Origin of the sequence: Terriglobus albidus (assembly GCF_025685425.1) — a bacterium.
Taxonomy (GTDB): domain Bacteria; phylum Acidobacteriota; class Terriglobia; order Terriglobales; family Acidobacteriaceae; genus Terriglobus; species Terriglobus albidus.
In genome coordinates this window covers 1-21,196 of sequence record NZ_JAGTAS010000055.1, presented here as the reverse complement: position 1 = coordinate 21,196, position 21,196 = coordinate 1, and the positions used below count along the sequence as shown (strand labels likewise).

General features: G+C 58.5%; 18 protein-coding genes and 1 pseudogene. 10 read left to right on the top strand and 9 right to left on the bottom strand.

Annotated elements, in window-relative coordinates:
- Positions 1-227: 227 nt before the first annotated feature.
- The 3 genes from OHL21_RS13980 to OHL21_RS13970 all read right to left on the bottom strand — a co-directional run bounded on the left by OHL21_RS13980 (position 228) and on the right by OHL21_RS13970 (position 2,889).
- Entirely contained in the window at positions 228-1,760 is a 1,533-nt protein-coding gene (locus tag OHL21_RS13980; RefSeq protein WP_263417899.1) for a magnesium chelatase, read from the bottom strand.
- A gap of 34 nt (positions 1,761-1,794) precedes the next feature.
- Positions 1,795-2,517: an MgtC/SapB family protein gene (locus OHL21_RS13975; RefSeq protein ID WP_263417898.1), complete on the bottom strand. Its 723-nt coding sequence runs from the start codon at positions 2,515-2,517 to the stop codon at positions 1,795-1,797.
- Between the two features lie 63 nt (positions 2,518-2,580).
- The gene (locus OHL21_RS13970; RefSeq protein WP_263417897.1) at positions 2,581-2,889 is read right to left on the bottom strand and encodes a tetratricopeptide repeat protein; all 309 of its coding nucleotides are present in this window, start codon (positions 2,887-2,889) and stop codon (positions 2,581-2,583) included.
- Positions 2,890-3,009: 120 nt separating this feature from the next.
- On the opposite strand from OHL21_RS13970, the gene OHL21_RS13965 reads away from it, so the two are divergent.
- The 5 genes from OHL21_RS13965 (at position 3,010) to dnaJ (ending at position 7,762) form a co-directional block, all read left to right on the top strand.
- Positions 3,010-3,531, top strand: a complete 522-nt coding sequence (locus OHL21_RS13965) for an acyl-CoA thioesterase (protein WP_263417896.1) — start codon at positions 3,010-3,012, stop codon at positions 3,529-3,531.
- 149 nt (positions 3,532-3,680) lie between these two features.
- Entirely contained in the window at positions 3,681-4,514 is an 834-nt protein-coding gene (locus OHL21_RS13960) for an Mrp/NBP35 family ATP-binding protein (RefSeq protein WP_263417895.1), read from the top strand.
- A 304-nt stretch (positions 4,515-4,818) separates the two neighbouring features.
- The gene (hrcA, locus tag OHL21_RS13955; RefSeq protein ID WP_263417894.1) at positions 4,819-5,916 is read left to right on the top strand and encodes a heat-inducible transcriptional repressor HrcA; all 1,098 of its coding nucleotides are present in this window, start codon (positions 4,819-4,821) and stop codon (positions 5,914-5,916) included.
- Between the two features lie 34 nt (positions 5,917-5,950).
- Positions 5,951-6,481: a nucleotide exchange factor GrpE gene (gene grpE, locus OHL21_RS13950; protein ID WP_399258463.1), complete on the top strand. Its 531-nt coding sequence runs from the start codon at positions 5,951-5,953 to the stop codon at positions 6,479-6,481.
- Positions 6,482-6,619: 138 nt separating this feature from the next.
- Entirely contained in the window at positions 6,620-7,762 is a 1,143-nt protein-coding gene (gene dnaJ / locus OHL21_RS13945) for a molecular chaperone DnaJ (protein WP_263417893.1), read from the top strand.
- Between the two features lie 61 nt (positions 7,763-7,823).
- Here the strand turns inward: dnaJ and OHL21_RS13940 are convergent, their stop codons facing one another.
- From OHL21_RS13940 to OHL21_RS13930, 3 genes are all read right to left on the bottom strand, one after another.
- Positions 7,824-8,534 (bottom strand): RsmE family RNA methyltransferase, encoded by a 711-nt coding sequence (locus tag OHL21_RS13940; RefSeq protein ID WP_263417892.1) that lies wholly within the window; start codon positions 8,532-8,534, stop codon positions 7,824-7,826.
- A 254-nt stretch (positions 8,535-8,788) separates the two neighbouring features.
- Positions 8,789-10,174: an L-serine ammonia-lyase gene (locus OHL21_RS13935; RefSeq protein ID WP_263417891.1), complete on the bottom strand. Its 1,386-nt coding sequence runs from the start codon at positions 10,172-10,174 to the stop codon at positions 8,789-8,791.
- A gap of 80 nt (positions 10,175-10,254) precedes the next feature.
- Positions 10,255-11,193, bottom strand: a complete 939-nt coding sequence (locus tag OHL21_RS13930; protein ID WP_263417890.1) for a HEAT repeat domain-containing protein — start codon at positions 11,191-11,193, stop codon at positions 10,255-10,257.
- A 106-nt stretch (positions 11,194-11,299) separates the two neighbouring features.
- Between OHL21_RS13930 and OHL21_RS13925 the strand changes: the two genes are divergently transcribed.
- The 4 genes from OHL21_RS13925 to OHL21_RS13910 all read left to right on the top strand — a co-directional run bounded on the left by OHL21_RS13925 (position 11,300) and on the right by OHL21_RS13910 (position 16,172).
- Positions 11,300-12,877 carry a YifB family Mg chelatase-like AAA ATPase gene (locus tag OHL21_RS13925; protein WP_263417889.1) on the top strand — a complete coding sequence of 526 codons (1,578 nt, stop codon included), beginning with the start codon at positions 11,300-11,302 and terminating at the stop codon, positions 12,875-12,877.
- Between the two features lie 498 nt (positions 12,878-13,375).
- Entirely contained in the window at positions 13,376-13,594 is a 219-nt protein-coding gene (locus OHL21_RS13920) for a DNA-directed RNA polymerase subunit omega (RefSeq protein ID WP_263417888.1), read from the top strand.
- Between the two features lie 158 nt (positions 13,595-13,752).
- Complete coding sequence (gene rho / locus OHL21_RS13915) at positions 13,753-15,003, top strand: transcription termination factor Rho (RefSeq protein WP_263417887.1); 1,251 nt, start codon at positions 13,753-13,755, stop codon at positions 15,001-15,003.
- 161 nt (positions 15,004-15,164) lie between these two features.
- Positions 15,165-16,172, top strand: coding sequence for a GNAT family N-acetyltransferase (locus OHL21_RS13910; RefSeq protein WP_263417886.1), 1,008 nt, complete (start codon positions 15,165-15,167; stop codon positions 16,170-16,172).
- Positions 16,173-16,560: 388 nt separating this feature from the next.
- On the opposite strand, the gene OHL21_RS13905 is transcribed toward OHL21_RS13910, so the two are convergent.
- Both OHL21_RS13905 and OHL21_RS13900 read right to left on the bottom strand, forming a co-directional pair.
- A complete protein-coding gene (locus OHL21_RS13905) occupies positions 16,561-19,629 on the bottom strand; it encodes a serine/threonine-protein kinase (RefSeq protein WP_263417885.1) in 3,069 nt (1,022 codons plus the stop codon).
- An 84-nt stretch (positions 19,630-19,713) separates the two neighbouring features.
- Entirely contained in the window at positions 19,714-20,376 is a 663-nt protein-coding gene (locus tag OHL21_RS13900; RefSeq protein WP_263417884.1) for a riboflavin synthase, read from the bottom strand.
- A gap of 147 nt (positions 20,377-20,523) precedes the next feature.
- On the opposite strand from OHL21_RS13900, the gene OHL21_RS13895 reads away from it, so the two are divergent.
- Positions 20,524-20,820, top strand: a complete 297-nt coding sequence (locus OHL21_RS13895; protein WP_263417883.1) for a hypothetical protein — start codon at positions 20,524-20,526, stop codon at positions 20,818-20,820.
- Positions 20,821-21,079: 259 nt separating this feature from the next.
- Here OHL21_RS13895 and OHL21_RS13890 read toward each other — a convergent pair.
- Positions 21,080-21,196, bottom strand: a pseudogene (locus OHL21_RS13890) (IS481 family transposase); the annotation flags it as partial.

Here is a 21,196-nt window from a genome sequence, read left to right as displayed (position 1 = left end):
CCAGGCCCTAATCGTTATTAGGGTTGCCTCTTCCAGAGATGGCGTACCACGCACACCGCATCGCAAGGAGAAGAGCGAAAAAGCCGGCCACATTGAGGCGTGAACTAAAACGATCTTCATTCCCGAAGAAACGGAGCAGAATCACACCGGCAAGCCCCAGAACGATAGCTGAGATCCCGTGAATCCAACGTGCGAGATAATCGTCTTTCCCGTTGAATTCCATCTAACTAGTTGAAGCCGCGCCGCGTCCGGTTCTTAGCTTCCCACTCGGCGCGTTCTTTCTCACGTTCGCGTACGGTCTCATGGAAGTTGGCAGCCTGCTCAGTGCGACGCGCCTTCTCTCCGGCAGAGAAGCTGCGTTCTTCGCTCCGGCTGATGCGGCGGTGTGCCGTCATACCTTCCAGCAGAAACTCCGCCGCCGAGACAGCGAGCTCCGGAGAAGACTTCGAGGTGATACCCAGTGGCTCCAGCTTGTCCATCAGCCCTTGAATCTGCTTCAGTTCTTTCAGCGATGCGGATGCGGGCTGCTGATCGTTCAACTGAACAGTGCCGCCGAGGTTGAACCACTCCTCAATCTGCTGCGTGTTGATGCCGGCGAAGTACTTATCGAAGCTGCGCTGTACCGCCTGGCGAATGATGTCGTGGACAATCACGTCAGCGCCGCGCATCTCGCCTTCGTACTCCAGCTCGATCTTGCCGGTGATGCCCGGCATCGCCGTGTAGATATCGCCGATCCGAGGCACAGCCAGAGTCTCATCATGCATCAGCGCACGTCGCTCGGCGTTCGACAGAACAAGCTCCATCGTCGAGATTGGCAGGCGCTGTGAAACGCCGGAGCGCTTGTCCACCTTCTTGTCCTCACGGGCAAGGAAGGCGATCAGCTCAACGACTTCGCGGACGTACTGCGGAATCTCGATCTCGGCGTTGGGGCGGGCAGCCCAAGCCTCCTGTGTGGTGATCGTGATGGCCTCTTCCAGCGACTCGGGATAGTGCGTACGGATCTCTGAGCCGATGCGGTCCTTGAGCGGCGTCACAATTTTGCCGCGCGCGGTATAGTCCTCGGGATTGGCGGAGAAGGCAATGGCGACATCCAACTGCAGACGGACAGGATAGCCCTTAATCTGCACGTCGCCCTCCTGCATGATGTTGAAAAGCGCCACCTGGATCTTTCCGGCAAGGTCAGGTAGCTCATTGATGATGAACAGGCCGCGATTGGCGCGAGGAAGAAGACCGTAGTGCATGGTCAGTTCGGAAGAGAGCTCCTGCCCGCCGCGTGCTGCTTTGATGGGATCGAGGTCGCCAACCAGATCGGCTACGGTGACATCAGGAGTCGCCAGCTTCTCAACATAGCGTTCGTCGGGTGTGAGCCAGGCGATGGCCGTCTCGTCACCCTGTTCCGCGATCAGGTCGCGCGAGAACTTGCTCAGCGGCTTATACGGATTGTCGCGCAGCTCTGAGCCGGCGACATAGGGGATGACTGGATCCAGCAGGCCGGTCAGCGCGCGCAGGATACGGCTCTTGGCCTGGCCGCGCAGACCGAGAAGGATAAAGTTATGCCGCGACAACACGGCATTCACAATCTGCGGAACGACGGTGTCCTCATACCCGACGATGCCGGGAAAGATGGTCTCCCGGGAGCGCAGACGCGCGATCAGATTTTCGCGCAGCTCGTCCTTGACGGAGCGGTTTACGCGTTCCGCAGTCCATTCGCTCTTCTTCAAAGCTCCAAGGGTCAGGGGCAGATTCGTCGGTACCGGCATGCCTTAAGTATAGGCTTCCTGCATCGGAGCAGTCTTACTCTTCCCAGGAGAAGGTTCGAATCCCCGGAAGAGCACGCAGTTCCGTGAACGGCCGTGGCGTATGCGGCTGGTGTCCTCCCCTGGTCTTCCAGGTGACGTCGCATTGCAACGTTGTGATTCCGTTGACCTCATCGTGCGTCACATGCCAGCGGTCAGCGACGAATCCTGTTGAGGCCAGCAGGAACATCACTTCGGTCTCGATGGTGGGCGTGTACGTCATCGATACCGCTAAGGTCCCGCGGCGCTTTCGTGGAAGTACGTCATCGATGTACCGCAGCAGCCAAAGGATGATGAGCGCCAGGACAGAACCGATGCTCGCCAGGACGAGCTGACCGAGGCCGAACAGGATGCCAAGGATCGTGACGATCCAGATGGTGGCTGCAGTCGTGAGACCGGTGATGAAGTTATCGCGGCGGACAATTGCGCCAGCGCCGATGAAGCCGATGCCGGTCAACACGCCCAGCGGCAATCGCATCGGATCAATCTGGACAAAGGAGTTGAGCGCCTTGCCCACCGTCGGCAGTACCAGATTCGCCTGCATCGCGGCGAGAGTGGCCGCAAGGCAGACCAGCATGATGGTGCGAAGGCCTGCGGGGTGCGAGCGCTCATCGCGATTGAAACCGATTCCAGCGGAAGCCAGAGCAGCCAGTCCCAGGCGCAACGCGACATCCGTCCACGTCACCACAGGAGACATTACAGGCAGTTGGGCAGCAAGCATGGCCACCATGCTACCGGAGGTTTTGCTGTTCGCGATAGACGAAAGCGCCGTAGTAACTATGTCTTAGGGAAGATCGGCCAACAAACCGGAGAGCTCTGAAAGCGCATGTCCATTGCCGGTCTTCTCCGCTGCCGCCAGGCCGGCTTCCAACCGCTCACGCGCTTCGCTGTAGCGGCCCAGCTTGATCAATGTCTGTGCCGCCATCTGATGTCCGGGAACATAGTCCGGCTGATGCTCGCGCAATGTCTGAAATTCACGGAGGGCAGTCTCCGTATCACCCTTGCCCAGGTGCTCCATGGCGAGTCCATAGCGGGCAAAGGGGTTAGCGGGGTCCTGGGTGAGAATCTCGGTCAGTGCGGCAATCTTGTCCATACCGATAGTTTAGCGAGCTAGAGCGTGTCATCAAGCTCCTGCCCGTCAGCAATTTGATGACAGGTTCCTGGCGCACTGGGTCAAAGACAAACGAAACGGCTACGGCGGTAAACTATTGGTATGCAAGAGAAGCGACAGCGTACGGTCGTCGAGAGTCAGGCCGAGCGCAGCGAAGTAATCTTTCCCGCCGACGCAAATGGGCTCGGCAACCTCTTCGGCGGACGTTTGATGCAGTTTATCGATCTGGTAGGCGCAGTTGCCGCCTACCGGCACGCGCGAGCGACAACGGTTGTTACCGCCAGTATGGACTCGCTCGATTTCGTCGCACCGGTTCACGTGGGCGAGGTGCTGATTCTGAAGGCGAGCGTTAATCGTGCCTTCCGCACCTCCATGGAGGTTGGGGTGAAGGCGATGGTGGAAGATCCGAAGAGTGGCGAGCTGCGCCATGTCTCCTCGGCGTATCTCACCTATGTGGCCGTGGATGAGAAGGGCAATCCGGTCGCGGTGGACTGCATCCTTCCTGAGACGGAGCATCAGAAACGCCGCTATGAGGATGCACTGAAGCGGCGCGAGGCGCGCAGTGGCGAAACCGAGCGAAAGAAGCGCGTCCGCAAAAGTCTTGAAACCGGCTGGTATCTCTAGAGCAATTCTCCTAATACTGTAGTGTTGGACAAATCGGTGAATGCCGTTTTCTTCGAAGGAAAACGGCGCGAACTGCTAAGACTCTGCTCTACACCTTTAGGAGAATTGCTCTAACCGCCGCAACCGAAAGAGATTTGGGAGTCAACCATATGGGACACATGGGACATGGCGCGCCTCAGGGCCCGCAAAGATTACCTGGAATTGCCAACGTCATTGCCATCGGCAGCGGTAAGGGCGGAGTAGGAAAAACCACAACCAGTGTCAACCTGGCCATCGCGCTTGCGAAGCTTGGGTATCGTGTCGGCCTGGTGGATGCCGATATCTATGGCCCGAACGTACCTATCATGCTCGGGACACAGCGTCAGCCAAACGTAGTTGGTGAGAACCGCATTGAGCCTATCCAGGCGCACGGCGTCAAGTTCATCTCCATCGGTCTCATCTCACCCGGCGACAAGCCGATGGTGATGCGCGGACCGATGCTGCACCAGATCATCCGTCAGTTCCTGCAGCAGGTCGAGTGGGGAGAGCTGGATTACCTGGTGGTCGATCTGCCTCCGGGAACCGGCGATGTTGTGATCTCACTGGTACAGACCGTGCCTCTCACCGGCGCTGTCGTGGTTTCCACCGGCTCCAGCGTGGCGCTTCAGGACGCGCGTAAGGCATTGGAGATGTTCCACCAGGTGAACGTGGAAGTACTCGGCTTGGTAGAGAACATGAGCCAGATGCGGATGCCCGATGGCAGCATGCTGGATATCTTCGGCGCCGGTGGCACGGAGCAGACAGCACGGCAGTTCGGTCTGCCGTTCCTCGGCAGCGTCGACCTCGATCCCGAGATTCGCTCCGGCGGAGACCGTGGTCTTCCCGTGGCTCTCGGAGGCGAGACTTCCGAACGTGCGAAGGGCTTCTATGAGATCGCCCGGAATGTCATCGCACGCGCCGCCGAGGTCAGCGCCAAATCCGACGACGTGCTGGAGATCACCTAAGGCATATCGACGAATACGGAATAGCCCATGCTCTGGGGCCCCACATACGCGAAGCTTATGTGGGACATTCGGGGTCCCCAGCGAACTTGTTCGCTGGGGTGAACCATTCGAGCGAAGCTCGAACCGGTGGAAGCATCGGGGCCGGCCAGCTTACAGGCTGGTTAAAACCGTGGGCTGAAGCCAGGCTGTTAGCCCACGGTTTTATCGGCTCAATCAAGAACGAGCTTCAAACCACAGCATGTAAAGGCTTTACAGAGAGTGAATCACCGGGACCAGTTTTTTCCGGTGGAGCTATCTCTCCGGAATGGTTCACAATAGAGATATGGGGCAGGGTGTGACTGCAAACCTCTCTCTGCGCAAGCTGGCCGTACTTACGGCCATCGTGGAAGAGTATGTTTCATCGGGCGAACCCGTATCGTCCCAGGCCGTTGTGCGAAATGCCATCGGCGAGATCGCAGGGCTGAGCTCCGCAACCATCCGCAATCTGATGGCCGACCTCTCGGATGAGGGCCTGTTGGAGCAGCCGCATACATCTGCTGGGCGCATTCCTACTGCCTCTGGTTTCCGTGTCTATGTCGAGCGCATCCGTTCTGACCAAGCGACCTTGCTGGAGCAGTCGCGTTTTGCGATCGATCAGCAGTTGCAGGGAGCTGACAATCCCCAGAACTTTCTGGAACGCACCAGCCGGGTTCTTGCAGCGCTCACCAGTGGTGTCGGTATTGCATTTGCCAGCGCGCGCATCAGCGACCAGTTGGAACACATCTATTTCTCCCGGCTGGGAACCGGCCGGGTGATGGCGGTCGTCGTAACCCGGCCGGGCGTCGTGCGCGATCGTATGCTGACCTTAAGTCACGATCTTGCCGTCACCGACCTGGAGATCGCGGCGAGCTATCTGAATGAAAACTTTCGCGGATGGACGCTCGATGCCATTCGAGAAGAGCTGGCACTGCGCATTGAAAGCGAGCGCAGCGAATACCACCAGCTTCTCGAGCGCGTGAAAGAACTCTGGGGGCAGGCACTGCCTTCCGGAGAGGCGGTGATACAGACCGTATACGTGGACGGCGTCGCCAATCTGGTGGCCAGCCATGCGGACAGAGATCGCCTGCGCGCCATGATGCAGGCGCTCGAGACCAAACAACGGTTGATCGATCTGTTGAATGCCTATATCGACGCGCAGCAGAAGAGCGTTCGCGTCGTCTTCGATCTCGAAGAGCATGCTCCCGGAATGGAGGGGCTGGTCCTGGTAGCCGCTCCTGCATCGGTAGCCGGGGAAACCCGGGGAGCGCTGGCTGTCATCGGACCCCAACGAATGCGTTACGACCAGACGATGGGTGCCGTCAGCTACGTCGCACATCTCTTCAACCGGATGCTCCACACCGGCGGCACCACAGAGTTGCCCTGATGCGAGAGAATAGATGAGAAGGATTTTCAGGAATATGAGTCAAGAAACTGAGATGCAGGAGCAGGCAGTTGCTGCTCCGGTGGAAGGAACCGAAGCCGCTATGGCGGCCGAGCTGGAGACATTGAAGGCTGAGCGTGACAGCCTCGTAGATCGCCTTGCGCGGCTGCAGGCGGAGTTCGATAATTTCCGCAAGCGTGAAGCCAAAGAGCGTTCGGAGTTCCGCGACTATGCCGTCTCGAACGCCGTGGAACATTTTCTGCCGGTGCTGGATAACTTCCAGCTTGCGCTGAAGTCGCAGGGAAGCGCGGAGCAGCTTCGTTCCGGTGTCGAGTTGATTCTGAAGCAGATGGAAGAGGCGTTGAAGGCGCTGGGCGTTACCCCGGTTGAGACCGTCGGAGCGCAGTTTGACCCTCGCTTCCATGAGGCTTTGGGATCGATTGAAACTTCCGAGTATCCCGATCATCAGGTACTTGAGGAAGTGCGGCGCGGATACCGCATCAAAGATAAACTGCTGCGCCCGGCGATGGTAAAGATCGCCGTTAACCATGCGCAGGTAAACGACTAGAGCAAGTCTCCTAAAGGCGTGGAGCGGAGTCTGGGCTGTTTGCGCCGTTTTCCGGTAAAGAAAACGGCATTCGCAGATTTATCCAGAGCTACAGTATTAGGAGAATTGCTCTAACAATCTTGCAGGGATGCAGTACGGATGAGTGCGACGGCCAACGTGAAGATTGATTACTACGAAGTCCTGGAAGTATCGCGGACAGCAACAGATGCAGAACTGAAAGCGGCCTATCGCAAGATGGCGCTGAAATATCACCCCGACCGCAACCCAGACAATGCGGATGCGGAAGAACGCTTCAAGGCCTGCAGCGAGGCATACCAGGTGCTCAGCGACCCGAATAAGCGTGCTGCCTATGACCGCTTCGGTCATGCCGGTGTCAGCGGTGCGGGTGCTGGCGGCGGATTCACCGGCAGCCCGTTCGGCGATGCGCAGGATCTCGGCGATATCTTTGGAGACCTCTTTGGCGAGATGTTCGGTGGAGGGCGTGGCGGCAGCCGCCCAACGCGAGAGCAGCGTGGACGCGATCTTCGCTACGACCTCAAGATCGAGTTCGAGGATGCCGCCTTCGGCAAAGAGCAGGAGATCAAGATCCGCCGCATGGAAGTCTGCGAAGACTGCCACGGCAGCGGCGCGGCGAAAGGCAAGCAGCCCATCACGTGCCCGCACTGCGGCGGTCGTGGACAGGTGCGGATGCAGCAGGGGTTCTTCTCCATCGCGCGTACCTGCACCTCGTGCCAGGGCACCGGAACACTGATTGTGGATCCGTGTCCGACCTGCCGCGGCGAAAGCCGTGTGCAGCGCGATCACGTCATCCTGGTGAAGGTCCCTGCAGGCGTCGAGGACGGCACGCGCATCCGGTATGGCGGTGAAGGTGAGGCGGGACGTTTCGGCGGACCATCAGGCGATCTGTACGTTGTACTTACGGTGAAGGCACATGCGTTCTTCGAGCGTGATGGCGATGACCTGCACTGCTCCATGCCCGTCTCGTTCCCACAGGCGGCTCTCGGCGCGGAGCTGGAAGTTCCGACGCTCGAAGGTCCGGCAACCATCAAGATTCCTGAGGGCACGCAGAGTGGCAAGGTTATCAAACTCAAGGGCAAGGGTGTGCCTCATCTCAATGCCGGCGGCAAAGGCGATCTGCTGGTGGAGATCCGGGTGCAGACACCGACCAAGCTCAGCAAACAGCAGCGTGAACTTCTGGAGCAGCTCAGCGAGAGCATGTCGATTGAAAATGAACCACATGGACGGGGCATCTTCGACAAGATGAAGGATATGTTCAGCTAGCGATCGGGAATCTTTCGATCAGCTTTCAGGCGCGACCAGAGGTCGCGCCTTCATCTTTGCCCTATAGGAAAGCTCCGGCGATCGCCAGCGCCGCAATTGCAGCTGTCTCTGCCCGCAGAATTCTGGGGCCGATGGTCACCGGCGTCCAGGTATGTTGCTGGAAGAGCGCCATCTCCTCAGGCGTCCATCCACCTTCGGGACCGATAGCGAGCGCGGTCACCTCGTCTTTCAGAAGTGCGGACGCGATAGTGGTTTGCTGTTCAGTCTCCGAGAGCAGGATTCTGACCGCGGAGGTTTCCTTACCCAGAGCGGACTTCAACGTTACGGGATCGCTGATCTCCGGCACGGATGCGCGGCGCGACTGCTTACTCGCTTCAAGCGCGATACGGCGCCAGCGCTCGACGCGCTTGGCCGCAGCTTGCGCCAGGTGTTTCTCTGTGCGTCGAGCCAGGATGGGAGTCATGCGTTCGACACCGAGCTCCGTCGCTTTTTCGATCGCCCACTCCATGCGGTCGAACTTGAAGACCGCCAGCAGCAGATGTACCGGAAGCGCGTGGTCGATCTCCTGCTCTTCGTGCAGATCGAAACGAACCTCGTCTTCGCCGACAATCGTTACAGTAGCGCGATGCAGAAAGCCACCTGCAACGACGTCAAAGGTCTGACCGACCTCGGCGCGCAACACTCGTGCGAGGTGTTGCGCTTGGTCTCCAAGCAGGGAAGCAGAGGTTCGTTCGTCATTCCATCGATCGGCAATCCAGCGGCGTCGTGTCATCACATCCAGCTTAAACACTGTGGGGAGCGCTGTCGCGCTCCCCACATGTGTTGCCTTGTTTGTTGCCTTAGGTTGGGAAGCTGACTCCCGGCGGTCTTCTTTTTCGCCGTTCTTGTCGCCTCTCTATTCTCCCTGCTGCAGTCAGCGGTGCTGAGTTGCAACTAGGGAATGTATAGAAGTCTGAAAAAACTGTGTCAAGAGAAAAGTGAAGAAAGTTGCAATGAAGTTTGTCACGACGGGAACGAGAAGGTGTCTCAACATTCGATGACATTCAATGCAAGACCTGCGAGAGAGGTCTCTTTATAGCGCGATTGCATGTCGAGACCTGTCTGATACATCGTCTTGATCACCTGATCGAGTGATACTTTGTGGCCCTCTGTTTCATGCATTGCCATGCGTGAAGCATTCACTGCCTTTACGGCTCCCATCGCATTGCGTTCAATGCATGGAATCTGTACGAGGCCGCCAATGGGATCGCATGTCATGCCGAGATTGTGCTCCATGGCGATCTCCGCGGCGTGTTCCACCTGGTCGTTGCTGCCATGCAAGGCGGCGACGAGTCCGCCTGCCGCCATGCTGCAGGCAACACCTACTTCGCCCTGGCATCCCACTTCGGCGCCGGAGATGGATGCGTTCTCCTTGTACAACACACCGATAGCGGCTGATGTGAGGAAGTAACGCAGAATACCTTCGACGTCCGCATCCGGAATGAAGTTCAGGTAGTAGTGTGCGACCGCAGGGATAATACCCGCCGCTCCGTTTGTCGGTGCGGTGACCACGCGCCCGCCCGCGGCATTTTCTTCATTGACCGCCATGGCATAGACCGTGACCCAGTCCATTGGAGCCAGCGGATCTTTACTGCCCTCAGCGCGCAGACGGGTCGCGAGTCTGGGAGCGCGCCGCCGCACATTAAGACCGCCAGGAAGAATGCCTTCCGTCGTGATGCCTTTCTCCGTGCACTCCTGCATCACCTTCCAGATGGCGAGAATACCTTCCCGCACCACCGCTTCACTGCCGGCGAGTGCAACCTCGTTTGCCATCACGGCTTGGGCAATCGTCAGACTATGTTGCGCGGTAATCTGCAGCAGTTCAGCCGCCGAGTGAAACGGATACGGTACATTACGCGCTGCGACAGCACTTTGCCGTCCGAAATCCTCTGCCTGCACCACGAAGCCACCGCCGATCGAAAAGATCGTCTCCTGATGCAGCGTATTGCCGTCCTCACCAAATGCCGTGAACCGCATGCCATTCGGATGAGAGGGAACTGCTGGATCGGGATACATCTGGTCGCGACGAAAAAGAAGCTCCTCTCCTTCACGCAGCGTCACGGCATGGTCCGCCGCCAGTTGGATGCGGCCATCTGTCTGCCAGTCAGTAAGGACCCGCTCGATGGTCTCGGGTGTTACCTGATCTGGAGCTTCGCCCGAGAGGCCGAGCACGATCGCTTTATCGCTGCCGTGTCCATGTCCAGTAAGCGCCAGGGAACCGAAGAGCTCCACAGAGACCCGGCTGGTTTGCGAGAGCAGACCGGCCTGCCGCAGATGTTGCGTGAATTGCAGCGCCGCACGCATGGGACCGACTGTGTGTGATGACGAGGGGCCGATGCCGATCTTGAAGAGCTCAAAGAGAGAAGTATTCACGGTCGTTCACTGGCCGGCCGTTCCAATGCAGAAAGGCAGAGCCGCCGGCTCTGCCTTTCAGAGTACATCGATGACACGCCCTAGCGCTTTACCGTCTTGCTCTTGTGCTTCGGAGCAATCGGCGCGGAAGTACGTACTGACGTCAGGCGAATGGCTGCTGCCGCAGCCGTGATCCGTACCGCCGGTTTGCTGTCGAGAAACATAGGGATGAGATTCTCCGCGAGATCCGGATCCTGAAAGTCGCCAAGCATGCGCGCCGCAGTCAACCGTACTTCCTGATCTTTATCTTCAAGTGCATCAACCAGTTCTTTGCGGACCTCCAGAGTCTTGTCCTGTGCGATCAGTTCAGTCGCAATCACACGCGGGCTGTCTCCGCCTGCCTTGTGCAGGTAGTTGTAAGCCGCGATGCCGATACCGAAAGGCCCAAGGACGAAGGGGGCCGTCATCTTTGCGAGTTCAGTAGGGGAGTGCAAGTCTTTATTGGCCTGATGGATCGCTCCGCCTAGTACGCCCGCATTTCCTTTGCGATCGCCTTCAACGACAGCGACAAGAAGATCTTGTCCAGAGTGGTCTCCCATGCTCCACAGCGTGGTCGCGGCGGCAAACGCGATCTGTGGTTTGGGATCGTCCAGCAGTTTACGCAACGTTGGTACGAACATGGGATTCTTGGTCTGTCCCATGGCGGCGATCGCAGCCATGCGTATGTCCTGGTCGGAGCTGCCGATCGCCTCCAGCAGCATCTTCTGTGCCTTCGGTTCTCCGCCAAGATCGCCAAGCGCAGCGACGACGATCACGAGCGTATCGGTCTTCTTTTCGGAGGCCTCTCTGTTCAGAATGTTCCATGCATCCGTATTGATCTGGGAGGGCGTTGCCTTCGGCGGTTCGGGAGTTGCATCCTCTGCGGAACGTCGCATCTCCGCAGGCGCAACCGCGTGAATACAGAGAAATAAGACGATCAGTCCGCCGACCCAGGCAAGAAGATGCAGCGACCGACGCAAAGGAGAAGTGTATGCCTTCATGTTTGTCTTTCCGGCGCTTGCAGCGGGGAGAGTCCTGCAGCGTTTTACTATTTGGTTGGATGCTATAGTCGGAAGAATTTACTGCCTTGGCGAAACACAGGTTTACATGCTCTTTAAGACTCGTAGTGCTGCCGTTTACGGTATCGACGCTCATTTGATTGATGTCGAGGTTGACTTTTCCACAGTGGTCCGAGATGCGGAGAGCTTCTCGACCGTCGGCCTGCCCGATGCAGCCGTGAAAGAAAGTCGTGATCGTGTACGCAGCGCTATCCGCAACTCCGGCTTCGACATGCCTCCCGTGCGCATCACCATCAACCTCGCTCCCGCAGATATTCGCAAGGAAGGTTCGGGTTTTGATCTACCGATCGCTCTCGGTATCCTCGGCGCGTATGGCGCATTGCAGCCGCTGGATCTTACGGAGTTTCTCTTTCTAGGAGAGCTTGGACTAGATGGTACGGTCCGTGCCGTGCAGGGCATTCTTCCCGTAGCTGTTGCTGCACGACAAAAAGGCGTGAAGCGGCTGGTGGTGCCAACCGTGAATGCGCGCGAGGCTGCCGTCGTTGATGGTCTCATGGTGTATCCGGTGCGGAGCCTGATTGAGGTAAGGGAACTGATCAACGGCATTGCCACCGGTCAGGAGACCATCGCTCCGATACAACTGGATAGGAGCACGCTGCTGGATGAGATTCAGGAGGCGGTGCCGGACTTCTCCGACGTTCGCGGTCAGCATACGGCTAAGCGCGCTTTGGAAGTTGCCGCCGCCGGTGGCCACAACGTGCTGATGATCGGGCCTCCGGGCAGCGGCAAGACGATGCTGGCAAAGCGATTCCCGTCGGTCCTGGCTCCGTTGATGTTTGAAGAAGCACTGGAGACAACCAAGATCCATTCGGTTGCAGGCGTGTTGAATGCCGAGACGGGTCTGGTGACACATCGCCCCTTCCGTTCTCCTCACCACACCGTCAGTGATGCCGGTCTGATCGGCGGTGGAGCTGTGCCACGTCCGGGAGAGGTATCACTGGCGCATAACGGCGTTCTCTTCCTGGACGAACTGCCGGAGTTCCCGCGGAATGTGCTGGAGGTGATGCGCCAACCGCTCGAGGATGGCACGGTGACCATCTCGCGGGCTTCCATGAGTTTGAGCTTTCCGGCACGGTTCATGTTGATTGCTGCGATGAATCCATGCCCCTGCGGCTACTTCAATGACAAGAGCCGCGAATGTATGTGCACGCCTCCGATGATCCAGCGGTATGTCTCCAAGGTCTCCGGCCCGCTACTGGACCGCATCGACATCCACATCGAGGTTCCGGCGGTGCAATATAAGGAGCTGCGGTCGGGAGCGGCGGCGGAAGGTTCAAAGGAGATCCGGGCTCGGGTGCTCGAGGCGCGCCGGCGGCAACATGAACGCTTTGCTCTGGCGCCCGAAGGTGCCAAACGCGGCCGCAGGATTTTCGCGAATGCCCAGATGTCAACGCAGCAGATTCGCCTGCACTGCGAGCTTGCCTCGGACGCTGAACGTCTTCTGGAGCGCGCCATGCAGCAGCAGGGACTTAGCGCGCGTGCGCATGACCGCATTCTCAAGGTCGCCCGGACAATTGCCGATCTGTCTGGTGAAGCACAGATCGGTGTGCCACACATCGCCGAGGCGATCCAATATCGCACACTCGACCGGCAATACTGGTCTTGAGGTTGCCCTGTTTTCGGGGCACTCGCTTTGTAAATTATTGTATTTTATGGGATTAAAGATCTCCCATTTTTGGAAGGAGAGAATTCTCTCGAATCCCGAAAAAAGTATTGACCTCGCCGGTCATTAGGCGTTACCTTCTGGAAGGTCGCGGTTGACGGGCTGGATTTCCGGTTCGCTACGGTGGTCAAGGGTTTCCCGTCAGGCCAGGCGTGACCCAGTCGAGTTCAAATGTAAGCACGGGGCGATAGAACCCCGACTCATGGCGTCAGTTCCGTTTGGAGGTTCCTCTGGGGATCTGTCACGGCGCCATCTCCACAAAGGCAGATGTGGATGTAGACAGAGCGCAGATTTGCGCGCGCCTGAATGGACAAAAGATAGGTGCATCCTGAAGTACTGGCGCATCGTCTATTGAACAGAAACACGATTTGCAGCTAATGAAGCCTGCGGTCGATAGCAGCGCCGGGTGAGGACTGCACCCCGGTATAGAGAGGAATAGGTATGCGCTCAGATCTTATCTTTGGGGCACTTACGCACGTCAAGAACCGTTACCAGCTTTGCCAGCTCGCTTCCAAGGCAACGCGTAAGCTCCATAAGCCCAACACCCGTGTTCAGGACACCACGAACGAAGTTCTCGGTCGTTTTCGCTCAGAGTCGCCGGTCCATGGCTCCGCCAGCCTGGCTCACTCTGATCGCGTGCACAATCGCCGCGCGGCCTAATCGGCCCCGCGGCATTTGCCGCTTCCTTGCATTTGGTTCGTAGTGCCACCGTAATACCTCTTCTGCAACATCCCCTTCAGCAAATCGCAGTCAGTAGTTCCGCAGTGGACATCCCCGCCCGCAGCAAGACATTCCCCAATTTACGTACAAAGGCAACAATGACGATTTCAGAACTCAAAGAAATGAATATCCAGGAGCTGGGCAAGCTTGCGCGCAGCCTTGAGATTCCTGGGACCAGCGGACTGCGTAAGCAGGATCTTATCTTCAAGATTCTTCAGGCTCAAAGCGAGAAGGAAGGCCATATCTTCGCCGAAGGCGTGCTTGAAATTCTGCCTGACGGCTATGGATTTCTCCGTTCTCCCGATTACAACTACCTGCCCGGCCCGGATGACATTTACGTCTCTCCTTCACAGATCCGGAAGTTTGACCTCAAGACCGGCGACACCATCAGTGGTAACGTCCGCCCTCCGCATGAGGGCGAAAAGTACTTTGCCCTGGTCAAGATTGAGGCCATCAACTTCGAGTCTCCGGAAGAGACCCGCTCGAAGATACTGTTCGACAATTTGACCCCGCTCTATCCGCAGGAACGCGTGAAGATGGAGACGGTGCGCGACAACATCTCCGGCCGTGTGATGGATCTGCTGACGCCGATGGGCAAGGGCCAGCGTGGCCTGATTGTCGCTCCTCCGCGTACCGGTAAGACCATGCTGCTGCAGTCGATCGCGAACTCGATCACTGCCAACCACCCAGAGATCGTGCTGATCGTTCTGCTGATCGACGAGCGCCCGGAAGAAGTCACCGACATGCAGCGTTCGGTCAAAGGTGAGGTGATCTCCTCGACCTTCGATGAGCCCGCTGCCCGCCACGTCCAGGTCGCCGAGATGGTGATCGAGAAGGCGAAGCGCCTGGTAGAGCACAAGCGCGACGTCGTGATCCTGCTCGATTCCATCACCCGTCTGGCACGCGCCTATAACACCATCGTTCCGCCCAGCGGCAAGGTACTCTCCGGCGGTGTGGACTCCAACGCCCTGCAGCGCCCGAAGCGCTTCTTCGGCGCGGCCCGCAACATCGAAGAGGGCGGCAGCCTGACTATCATCGCCACGGCTCTGGTCGATACCGGCTCGCGTATGGATGAAGTGATCTTCGAAGAGTTCAAGGGAACCGGCAACTCCGAAGTGATTCTGGAGCGCAAGCTGGTCGACAAGCGCGTCTTCCCGGCGATCGACATCCAGCGCTCCGGTACGCGTAAGGAAGAGCTGCTCATCGCGAAGGAAGATCTGCAGCGTATCTGGATCCTGCGCAAGGTCCTCAATCCGCTCAGCCCGGTGGAAGCGATGGAACTGCTCACCGACAAACTCGGCAAGACCCGCAACAATAGCGAGTTCCTGCACAACATGAACTCACTGTAATCAGGTATCGCTCTTCTGGCGCAGATCGCTTACGCGGTGCGTGGTCCAGGTGGTGAGAGCGAGACAAAGGCGCAGCCTTCGGGCTGCGCCTTTTCGTTGCTGAGGTTCGGTGAGCAAGAACACCACGCGTCGCTTACGCGTCAATCGGGCGTCGTTCACGCGTGCCTGACGATTCACTCGTGAATGACGCGTGGTTCTCTTCCATTCCGTTCCCTTCCTTTCCTCTAGTGCATGCACAGGGAAGCCTTGGCCGACGTCACGCACGCGTAGCTCACGCGTGGCGGACGCGTCATGCGATTCCGGGAGAAGGACTCACACTGGCGGACGATAAGCTGGATGGCATGGGTATCAGCGTTCGCTTCTATGAAGATCCACGGTCATTCCTTGCCGTTGCCGAAGAGTTTCTCTTGTCGCGTGCTGTGCTTCATAATCTGGTCCTGACGATTGTGGATACCAGGTTGGCTCAGCCTGAGCCGGGCCGCTACTGGGTAGCGTTTCGCGATTCTCACGTTGTTGGTCTCGCGCTTCAGTCTCCTCTGACATTTCCGGCTCTCGTCGTGCCGATGGAAGCGGAGGTAGCCGGTGCTCTTGTCGACGCGATCACCGACGGAGGAATCGTTCTGCCGGGAGTGAACGGTGAAGTCGCAACAGCCGCAAGCTTCGCAGGCAGGTGGACGGAGCGGCGCCGGTCAGGAGCGGTCCCTATACAAGGGTTCCGCATCTACGAGCTGGACGGGCTCAAGGAAATGACTCCAGTGGATGGGCAGCTCCGAAAGGGCGATCACGGCGACCGGGAGCTGGCAGTGAGCTGGCTGCAGAAGTTCTATACCGAGACGCATATGCACTCCGTGGATGCTGAGAGCTTTATCGACGCTGCTATCGCAGCAGAGAGGCTCTGGCTGTGGGACATCGGAGGCATAGTGTCGATGGCCGTCAGTAGTAAGCCGATTGCAGGAGTCGTTCGTCTCTCGGCGGTGTACACGCCCAAGACGCATCGAGGCTGCGGATATGCCGGCGCTTGTGTCCATGCAGTCACCTCGCTTCTCACCGACGCCGGTTACCGCTGCATCCTTTACACGGACCTGGGCAATCCTACGTCAAATTCGATCTACCGCAAGATCGGATACAAAGCGGTAGGCGAGGCAATCCTCTATCGGTTTGAGTCGTAGAGGGTATCGACAGATCGAGATACCCATGCACCGGCTCTATTGCATCGCAATGGATGGGATGTTCGAGCGAAGCTCGAATCGGTGGGAGCCGTGGGCCTTCAGCCCACGGTCTATCGGCTCGATATAGAGATGGGCTTCAGCCCTGGGCTCTTTCCTTATGGACAGAGGAGGCCCAGGGCTAAAGCGCGTCTATTTAAAAGCCTTTATCAGCGGGCTTCAGCCCGCTGAACACCCCATCCAGCAAAGCTGGTTGGGGACCTCGCTGCTCCCACCAGTTTCGGTCATGCTGTGCCAGATAAACCGAATTTCTCGATACGCCCTAGCAACTCAGAAGAGTATCGGTAGAGAAGCAGATTTCTCTGCTTCGCTGCGAAATGACAAAAAAATCCTAGTCGTCGAGCTTGATAAAGCCGAAGGCCTTCTGGTCGCCGATGGCGTGATAGAAGCTCCAGATCATCAACACAGTGATCACGACAACCCCGGTATACATCGGCGGAGCCAGCCAGTGCTCCGGATCGACGGTCCACGGAAGCTGTTCCAGCAGCTTGGAAGTAAAGACAAAGACTGCGGCCGCGAGCGCTCCCACATGCGAGATGAGATAAGCCAGCATGGCGGCCCATACTGCTTCCACCAGCAGGCTCCACCAGTCTCCGTGGGCCGACACGTGAGCCAGCAGCATGATGACGGCAAGTATCGCCGCGGCGACGTAGGTCTTTTTCAGAACGGCTCGTAATGCGACGAAGACCGGAATGGCGAGCACGGTGTTCACCATCACTGTGCCGGCAAGGATCAGGACCGTATTGAGCCAGGGAATCGGACCGCCAAGAAGCAGTGGCTCAGCCTCCCACAGTTCGATGGAATGGATCCAGGGCTTGAGCAATGCGGTGAGAGCGAACTCGACGCCGGCGCAGGCAACGCCAAGACTGGTGCCCAGCAGGATGTCGCGTGTCACCGTCAGGGAGGTGAACTGGCGCTTGAGCAGCAGAGCCATGCTGATCAGCAAACGTGGAACCCGGCGGCGGGCGAACGGTTCCATGGCGACATAGCCCAGCCATGCGATGCTGGCCGTGAGCAGTCCATAGGACAGCTTGGTAAGCAGCCACGAGAACGTTGCATCCGGACTGCCGGTCGGTTTGAATCCGCAGAAGGCAGCGGCGACAAAGAGCAGGAAGACTCCGGAGGCCAGCGTGTAAGCGCCCCGTGTATCGCCACGACGCATAGCGAGGTTGCGACGCACCAGCGGAATAGCGGTGGCGAAGAAGGCGAGATAGAGGAAGATCTGGCTCCACGTCGCGGCGATAAGACCCTTTGCGACCGAGAGCGGCTTGTTCCAGGGCGGCATCACGCGGAGATAGGTGAACTTGCCGTACCAGGAGCTCGCGGTGAAACTTACCTCTGTCTCCGGATGGCCGGGGTAGGTACCGACCCACTCCCGCTGCTCGTGCATGGCGACGGGCGGCGTAATGGTGGGCGTGACCTCATGCATCAGCTTCGGATCGAGCCCGGCGGCGGCGAAGGCAGCATTCCAGTCCGTGGGCCTGGCTTCGTGTTGCGCGTTCAGCTCTTCCTGAGCGGGCATGTTGACCAACCGGATCAGGCGGCCGTTGGAGTCGACGTCAATCGAGACCATCCCCGGACGGTTCGCCGCCGGATCGGTCTGCGTCGGCAGGTTTCTTGGGCTCAGCTGTATTGGAAGCAGGGAGTCGCGGTAGGTCCTATAGGTAAGAATGAGTGGACCTTCACTGGCTGAGGCCATCTTCTTTGGATCGGTCTGCCAGTACTCGGCGATGCTTCCATTGGTCTGCAGCCAGGCTGCGGTATTTCTGGCCCGGTCGGGGATATGCAGCTCGCGCAACAGCTCCTGAGAGCGGTGCAGCATCTCGTCGTACGACAGAGCGGGCGGCGCGACGCCGAGCGTTGTAGCTTTCGGAGCGAACAGAAAGCAGCTCACAAAGCCGAGCAGCGTAATTCCAACCAGTGTCCAGGCACGCAACAGCGGCAGCTCTGACTCATTCGCGGCTGAGGTGAGTGCGTCGATCGAGATCGTCTCACCCTGTGCCATGGCGGAAGCGACCAGATCCACGGCAGGGAACTCCTGCATCATGTACGCGGCGGAGATGGGCCGGTCAGTGACTGCAGTGGAGAGGCACTGCATGATCACCCGCTCGATGTCGGTGGGAACCTTTGGAGCATAACGCCGCAGCGGCGAGGGTGCGGCCTGCTGGCGCTCCTTGTAGTTTTTGGTACTCCACGGCTGGCGTCCCGCAAAGAGTTCGTAGAGAACGATGCCGAGAGCGAACAGATCCGACCGTCCCGAAGCTTGTCCCCCTGTGAAGAGCTCCGGAGCCATGTAGCCGGGAGTGCCCGCGACTTCGTTCAGACGGCCCTCTCCGGCAACTATGGCGAGGCCGAAGTCGGTGATCTTGGCGTGGCCGCGTCCGTCGACCATGATGTTGGCCGGCTTCAGGTCGCGATGCAGCACTCCCTTGGAGTGCGCTGCCGCCAGCCCCGCCGTGATCTGCGCGGCCATCTCGATGGCCTTTTGCGTTGGCAGGCGGCCGAAGCGTTTGAGGAGAGCGGAAAGGTTCTCGCCGTCCACGTATTCCATCGTCAGGAAGTGAACCGAGTGTCCGTGGGGATTCGGAATCTCGACGATATCGTGCACGCGGCAGACGTTGGAGTGGGTTACCTCGCGCGCGGTGCGAACCTCGGCAAAGAAGCGGGCCAGCCAGGCTGGATCGTTCGACATCGCCGGGGGCAGAAACTTCAACGCGACTGTCTGCCCGAGCTTCAGGTCCTCAGCACGATAGACGCGGCCCATGCCGCCCCGGCCAAGAGGAGATACGACGCGATAGCGTCCGACCAGCAAAGTACCTGGAACCAGTTCCTGCTCTTCAAGGGATGTCTGGCTGCTGGAGGGGGTCGAGCCGCCTGTGGCGCTTGAAGACCTGGCGGTGATCGGCGTGCCGCTGTTATGGCTATGGCTGATGGGCAGGTCGCTCGGGGTCGGCGTTCCACCCGTAGATACCTCACCCATGGATGCGGGCACGGGCGTAGGAGAAGGCGGTGCGACTACACCCGGGAGGCTGCTGAGAGGGGTCGGTGTCGGCAGTGGAGGCGTAGGTGTCGCGTCGTCCGTGACCAGGGTCTCTTCTGCCCAGATGCCCGTATCCATTTCGTCTGCGGGTGTCAGGTATTGGCTGGGAACAGAAAGCAACGTCGCTTCGTCTGCTGAAGAGCTCGATGTGCCGGAAGAAGGCGTCGGCGTTGCGCCATTAGGCGTTGCGCCACTAGGCGTTACGCCATAAGGAGTTGCTCCGTGAGCAGTCGCTCCATTGGTGCCGGGGCCCGATTCTGCTAAGGCAATTGCTGTTCGATAGACCGGCTCGGACTTGCAGACAGGGCAAGGTCCAGGTGTATCCGGCAACTCAGCGGTACAAACAATGCAGGTACGCATGGCAGATGGGAATCAAAGTGCGACAAAAATGGGATACGCGAATGGTACAGCAGCTAAGAGGGAAGCTGAAAGCTGATTAGCTGATTAATAGCCCCGAGCAATCAGCCCGGCCTCTGTCAGCGTTCCCGTCGCGGCCAGGGACTGTAATCGCATCTGTTCGGCGTAGCGAGCCAGGACATCGGTTTCGAGGTTCACCTCGGAGCCTGGCTTGAGCGCATGCAGATTGGTCGCACCGTAGGTGTGGGGAATGATGGCGACGGTAACGACATCCACCTCAATGGCAGCGACCGTAAGAGAGATGCCTTCGACGGTGATGGAGCCTTTCTCCACGATGAAGCGTGTCAGCGCGACTGGTACACGGATGCGCAGCCGCCAGTCGGAGTGCTCCGGTGTGGCAGGATGCAGGGGCGTAAGCTCCAGCAGCGTGCCGGTGGCATCGACATGGCCTTGCACGATGTGTCCGCCAAGTGGAGTTCCTGCCGGTGTCGGCAGCTCGAGGTTCACGATATGGCCCGGCGCAAGACGTGACAGCGAGGTGCGCGCGATGGTCTCTGTTGCCAGGTCGGCGGAGAAGACGCCTTCGGCGATATCGAGGGCTGTCAAACAAACGCCGGAGACGGCGACGCTGTCACCTTCCTTTAAGCGCGAGGTCAGCGAGACCGGAGCCTGCAGCGTGATACGGGTAGCGCCTTCGGTGGGGGTGACGGACTGGATCGTCCCCAATGTCTCAATCAGGCCTGTGAACATGGTTTCTATTTTAGGGCCTGAGATCTGCGATCAAAGACCGCCAGTCCCAGGGTGGGAATGGATCTGGCTGCGGGTGTCCTTTATTCCATCCACGAATCGGTATCGCCTGTATTTTGTGTAACAGCCAGTTGAGGAGGCGGGGCAATCATGGGAAACGACACCAATGCCAAATTCCTGCTGTTTCAGGAGCTGCTGCAACGGCTGGCCGGCGAGATCGAGAAGCTGGCAATCGAGTCGGGCGCTTGTGAAAAGCTGGCAATCTCAAAAGGCGCGACCTCACGGGAGATTCATCAGGCCAAGGAGAGCGCTCTTGCCGATCCGGTAATGCGGGGGAAGATGAAGGAGCAATACAGCCGGATATGGCACATACTCCTTCAATCAGGAACGGATGCCTTTGCCGAAGAGACCTTCGAGAACTTTCCTGCGGACGGGCCGGTCAACTGAGAGATTATCGGGGAAGGGGCCGAGGCATCGATGGTCCTGAATCTAAAGTTCGCGCCATAAATATTGAAGAGCGGTTGCCATCCAAAGCTAAAAAGCAGGTCTTTCGCTTATGCTCCAGCCGTTGCGCGGCGCGCAACCGTTTCGCACCGCAGGTGCGATGCTTTGCTTAAGGGGACGGCTTCAGCCGTCCCGTAAGAGAACCCACACAGACGGCGGCTTTAGCCGCTGAGGTTAAGTTTCCGATAGTCGACCTCAGCGGCTAAATGTGGTGTCTCAACAGGTTGTTGTCTTTGAGGCCGGATCTGCTGATGGGTGGAGCTTGATTGAGGCTAGCATGAGGTCGGTGCCAGTTGTACTGATGGATCCATGGTCTGAG

Bases quoted from the DNA above. Each gene is read 5' to 3' on its own strand.
- OHL21_RS13980 (WP_263417899.1), bottom strand. From the start codon at position 1,760: ATGCCGGTACCGACGAATCTGCCCCTGACCCTTGGAGCTTTGAAGAAG.
- OHL21_RS13975 (WP_263417898.1), bottom strand. From the start codon at position 2,517: ATGCTTGCTGCCCAACTGCCTGTAATGTCTCCTGTGGTGACGTGGACG.
- OHL21_RS13970 (WP_263417897.1), bottom strand. From the start codon at position 2,889: ATGGACAAGATTGCCGCACTGACCGAGATTCTCACCCAGGACCCCGCT.
- OHL21_RS13965 (WP_263417896.1), top strand. From the start codon at position 3,010: ATGCAAGAGAAGCGACAGCGTACGGTCGTCGAGAGTCAGGCCGAGCGC.
- OHL21_RS13960 (WP_263417895.1), top strand. From the start codon at position 3,681: ATGGGACACATGGGACATGGCGCGCCTCAGGGCCCGCAAAGATTACCT.
- hrcA (WP_263417894.1), top strand. From the start codon at position 4,819: ATGGTTCACAATAGAGATATGGGGCAGGGTGTGACTGCAAACCTCTCT.
- grpE (WP_399258463.1), top strand. From the start codon at position 5,951: ATGAGTCAAGAAACTGAGATGCAGGAGCAGGCAGTTGCTGCTCCGGTG.
- dnaJ (WP_263417893.1), top strand. From the start codon at position 6,620: ATGAGTGCGACGGCCAACGTGAAGATTGATTACTACGAAGTCCTGGAA.
- OHL21_RS13940 (WP_263417892.1), bottom strand. From the start codon at position 8,534: ATGACACGACGCCGCTGGATTGCCGATCGATGGAATGACGAACGAACC.
- OHL21_RS13930 (WP_263417890.1), bottom strand. From the start codon at position 11,193: ATGAAGGCATACACTTCTCCTTTGCGTCGGTCGCTGCATCTTCTTGCC.
- OHL21_RS13925 (WP_263417889.1), top strand. From the start codon at position 11,300: ATGCTCTTTAAGACTCGTAGTGCTGCCGTTTACGGTATCGACGCTCAT.
- OHL21_RS13920 (WP_263417888.1), top strand. From the start codon at position 13,376: ATGCGCTCAGATCTTATCTTTGGGGCACTTACGCACGTCAAGAACCGT.
- rho (WP_263417887.1), top strand. From the start codon at position 13,753: ATGACGATTTCAGAACTCAAAGAAATGAATATCCAGGAGCTGGGCAAG.
- OHL21_RS13905 (WP_263417885.1), bottom strand. From the start codon at position 19,629: ATGCGTACCTGCATTGTTTGTACCGCTGAGTTGCCGGATACACCTGGA.
- OHL21_RS13900 (WP_263417884.1), bottom strand. From the start codon at position 20,376: ATGTTCACAGGCCTGATTGAGACATTGGGGACGATCCAGTCCGTCACC.
- OHL21_RS13895 (WP_263417883.1), top strand. From the start codon at position 20,524: ATGGGAAACGACACCAATGCCAAATTCCTGCTGTTTCAGGAGCTGCTG.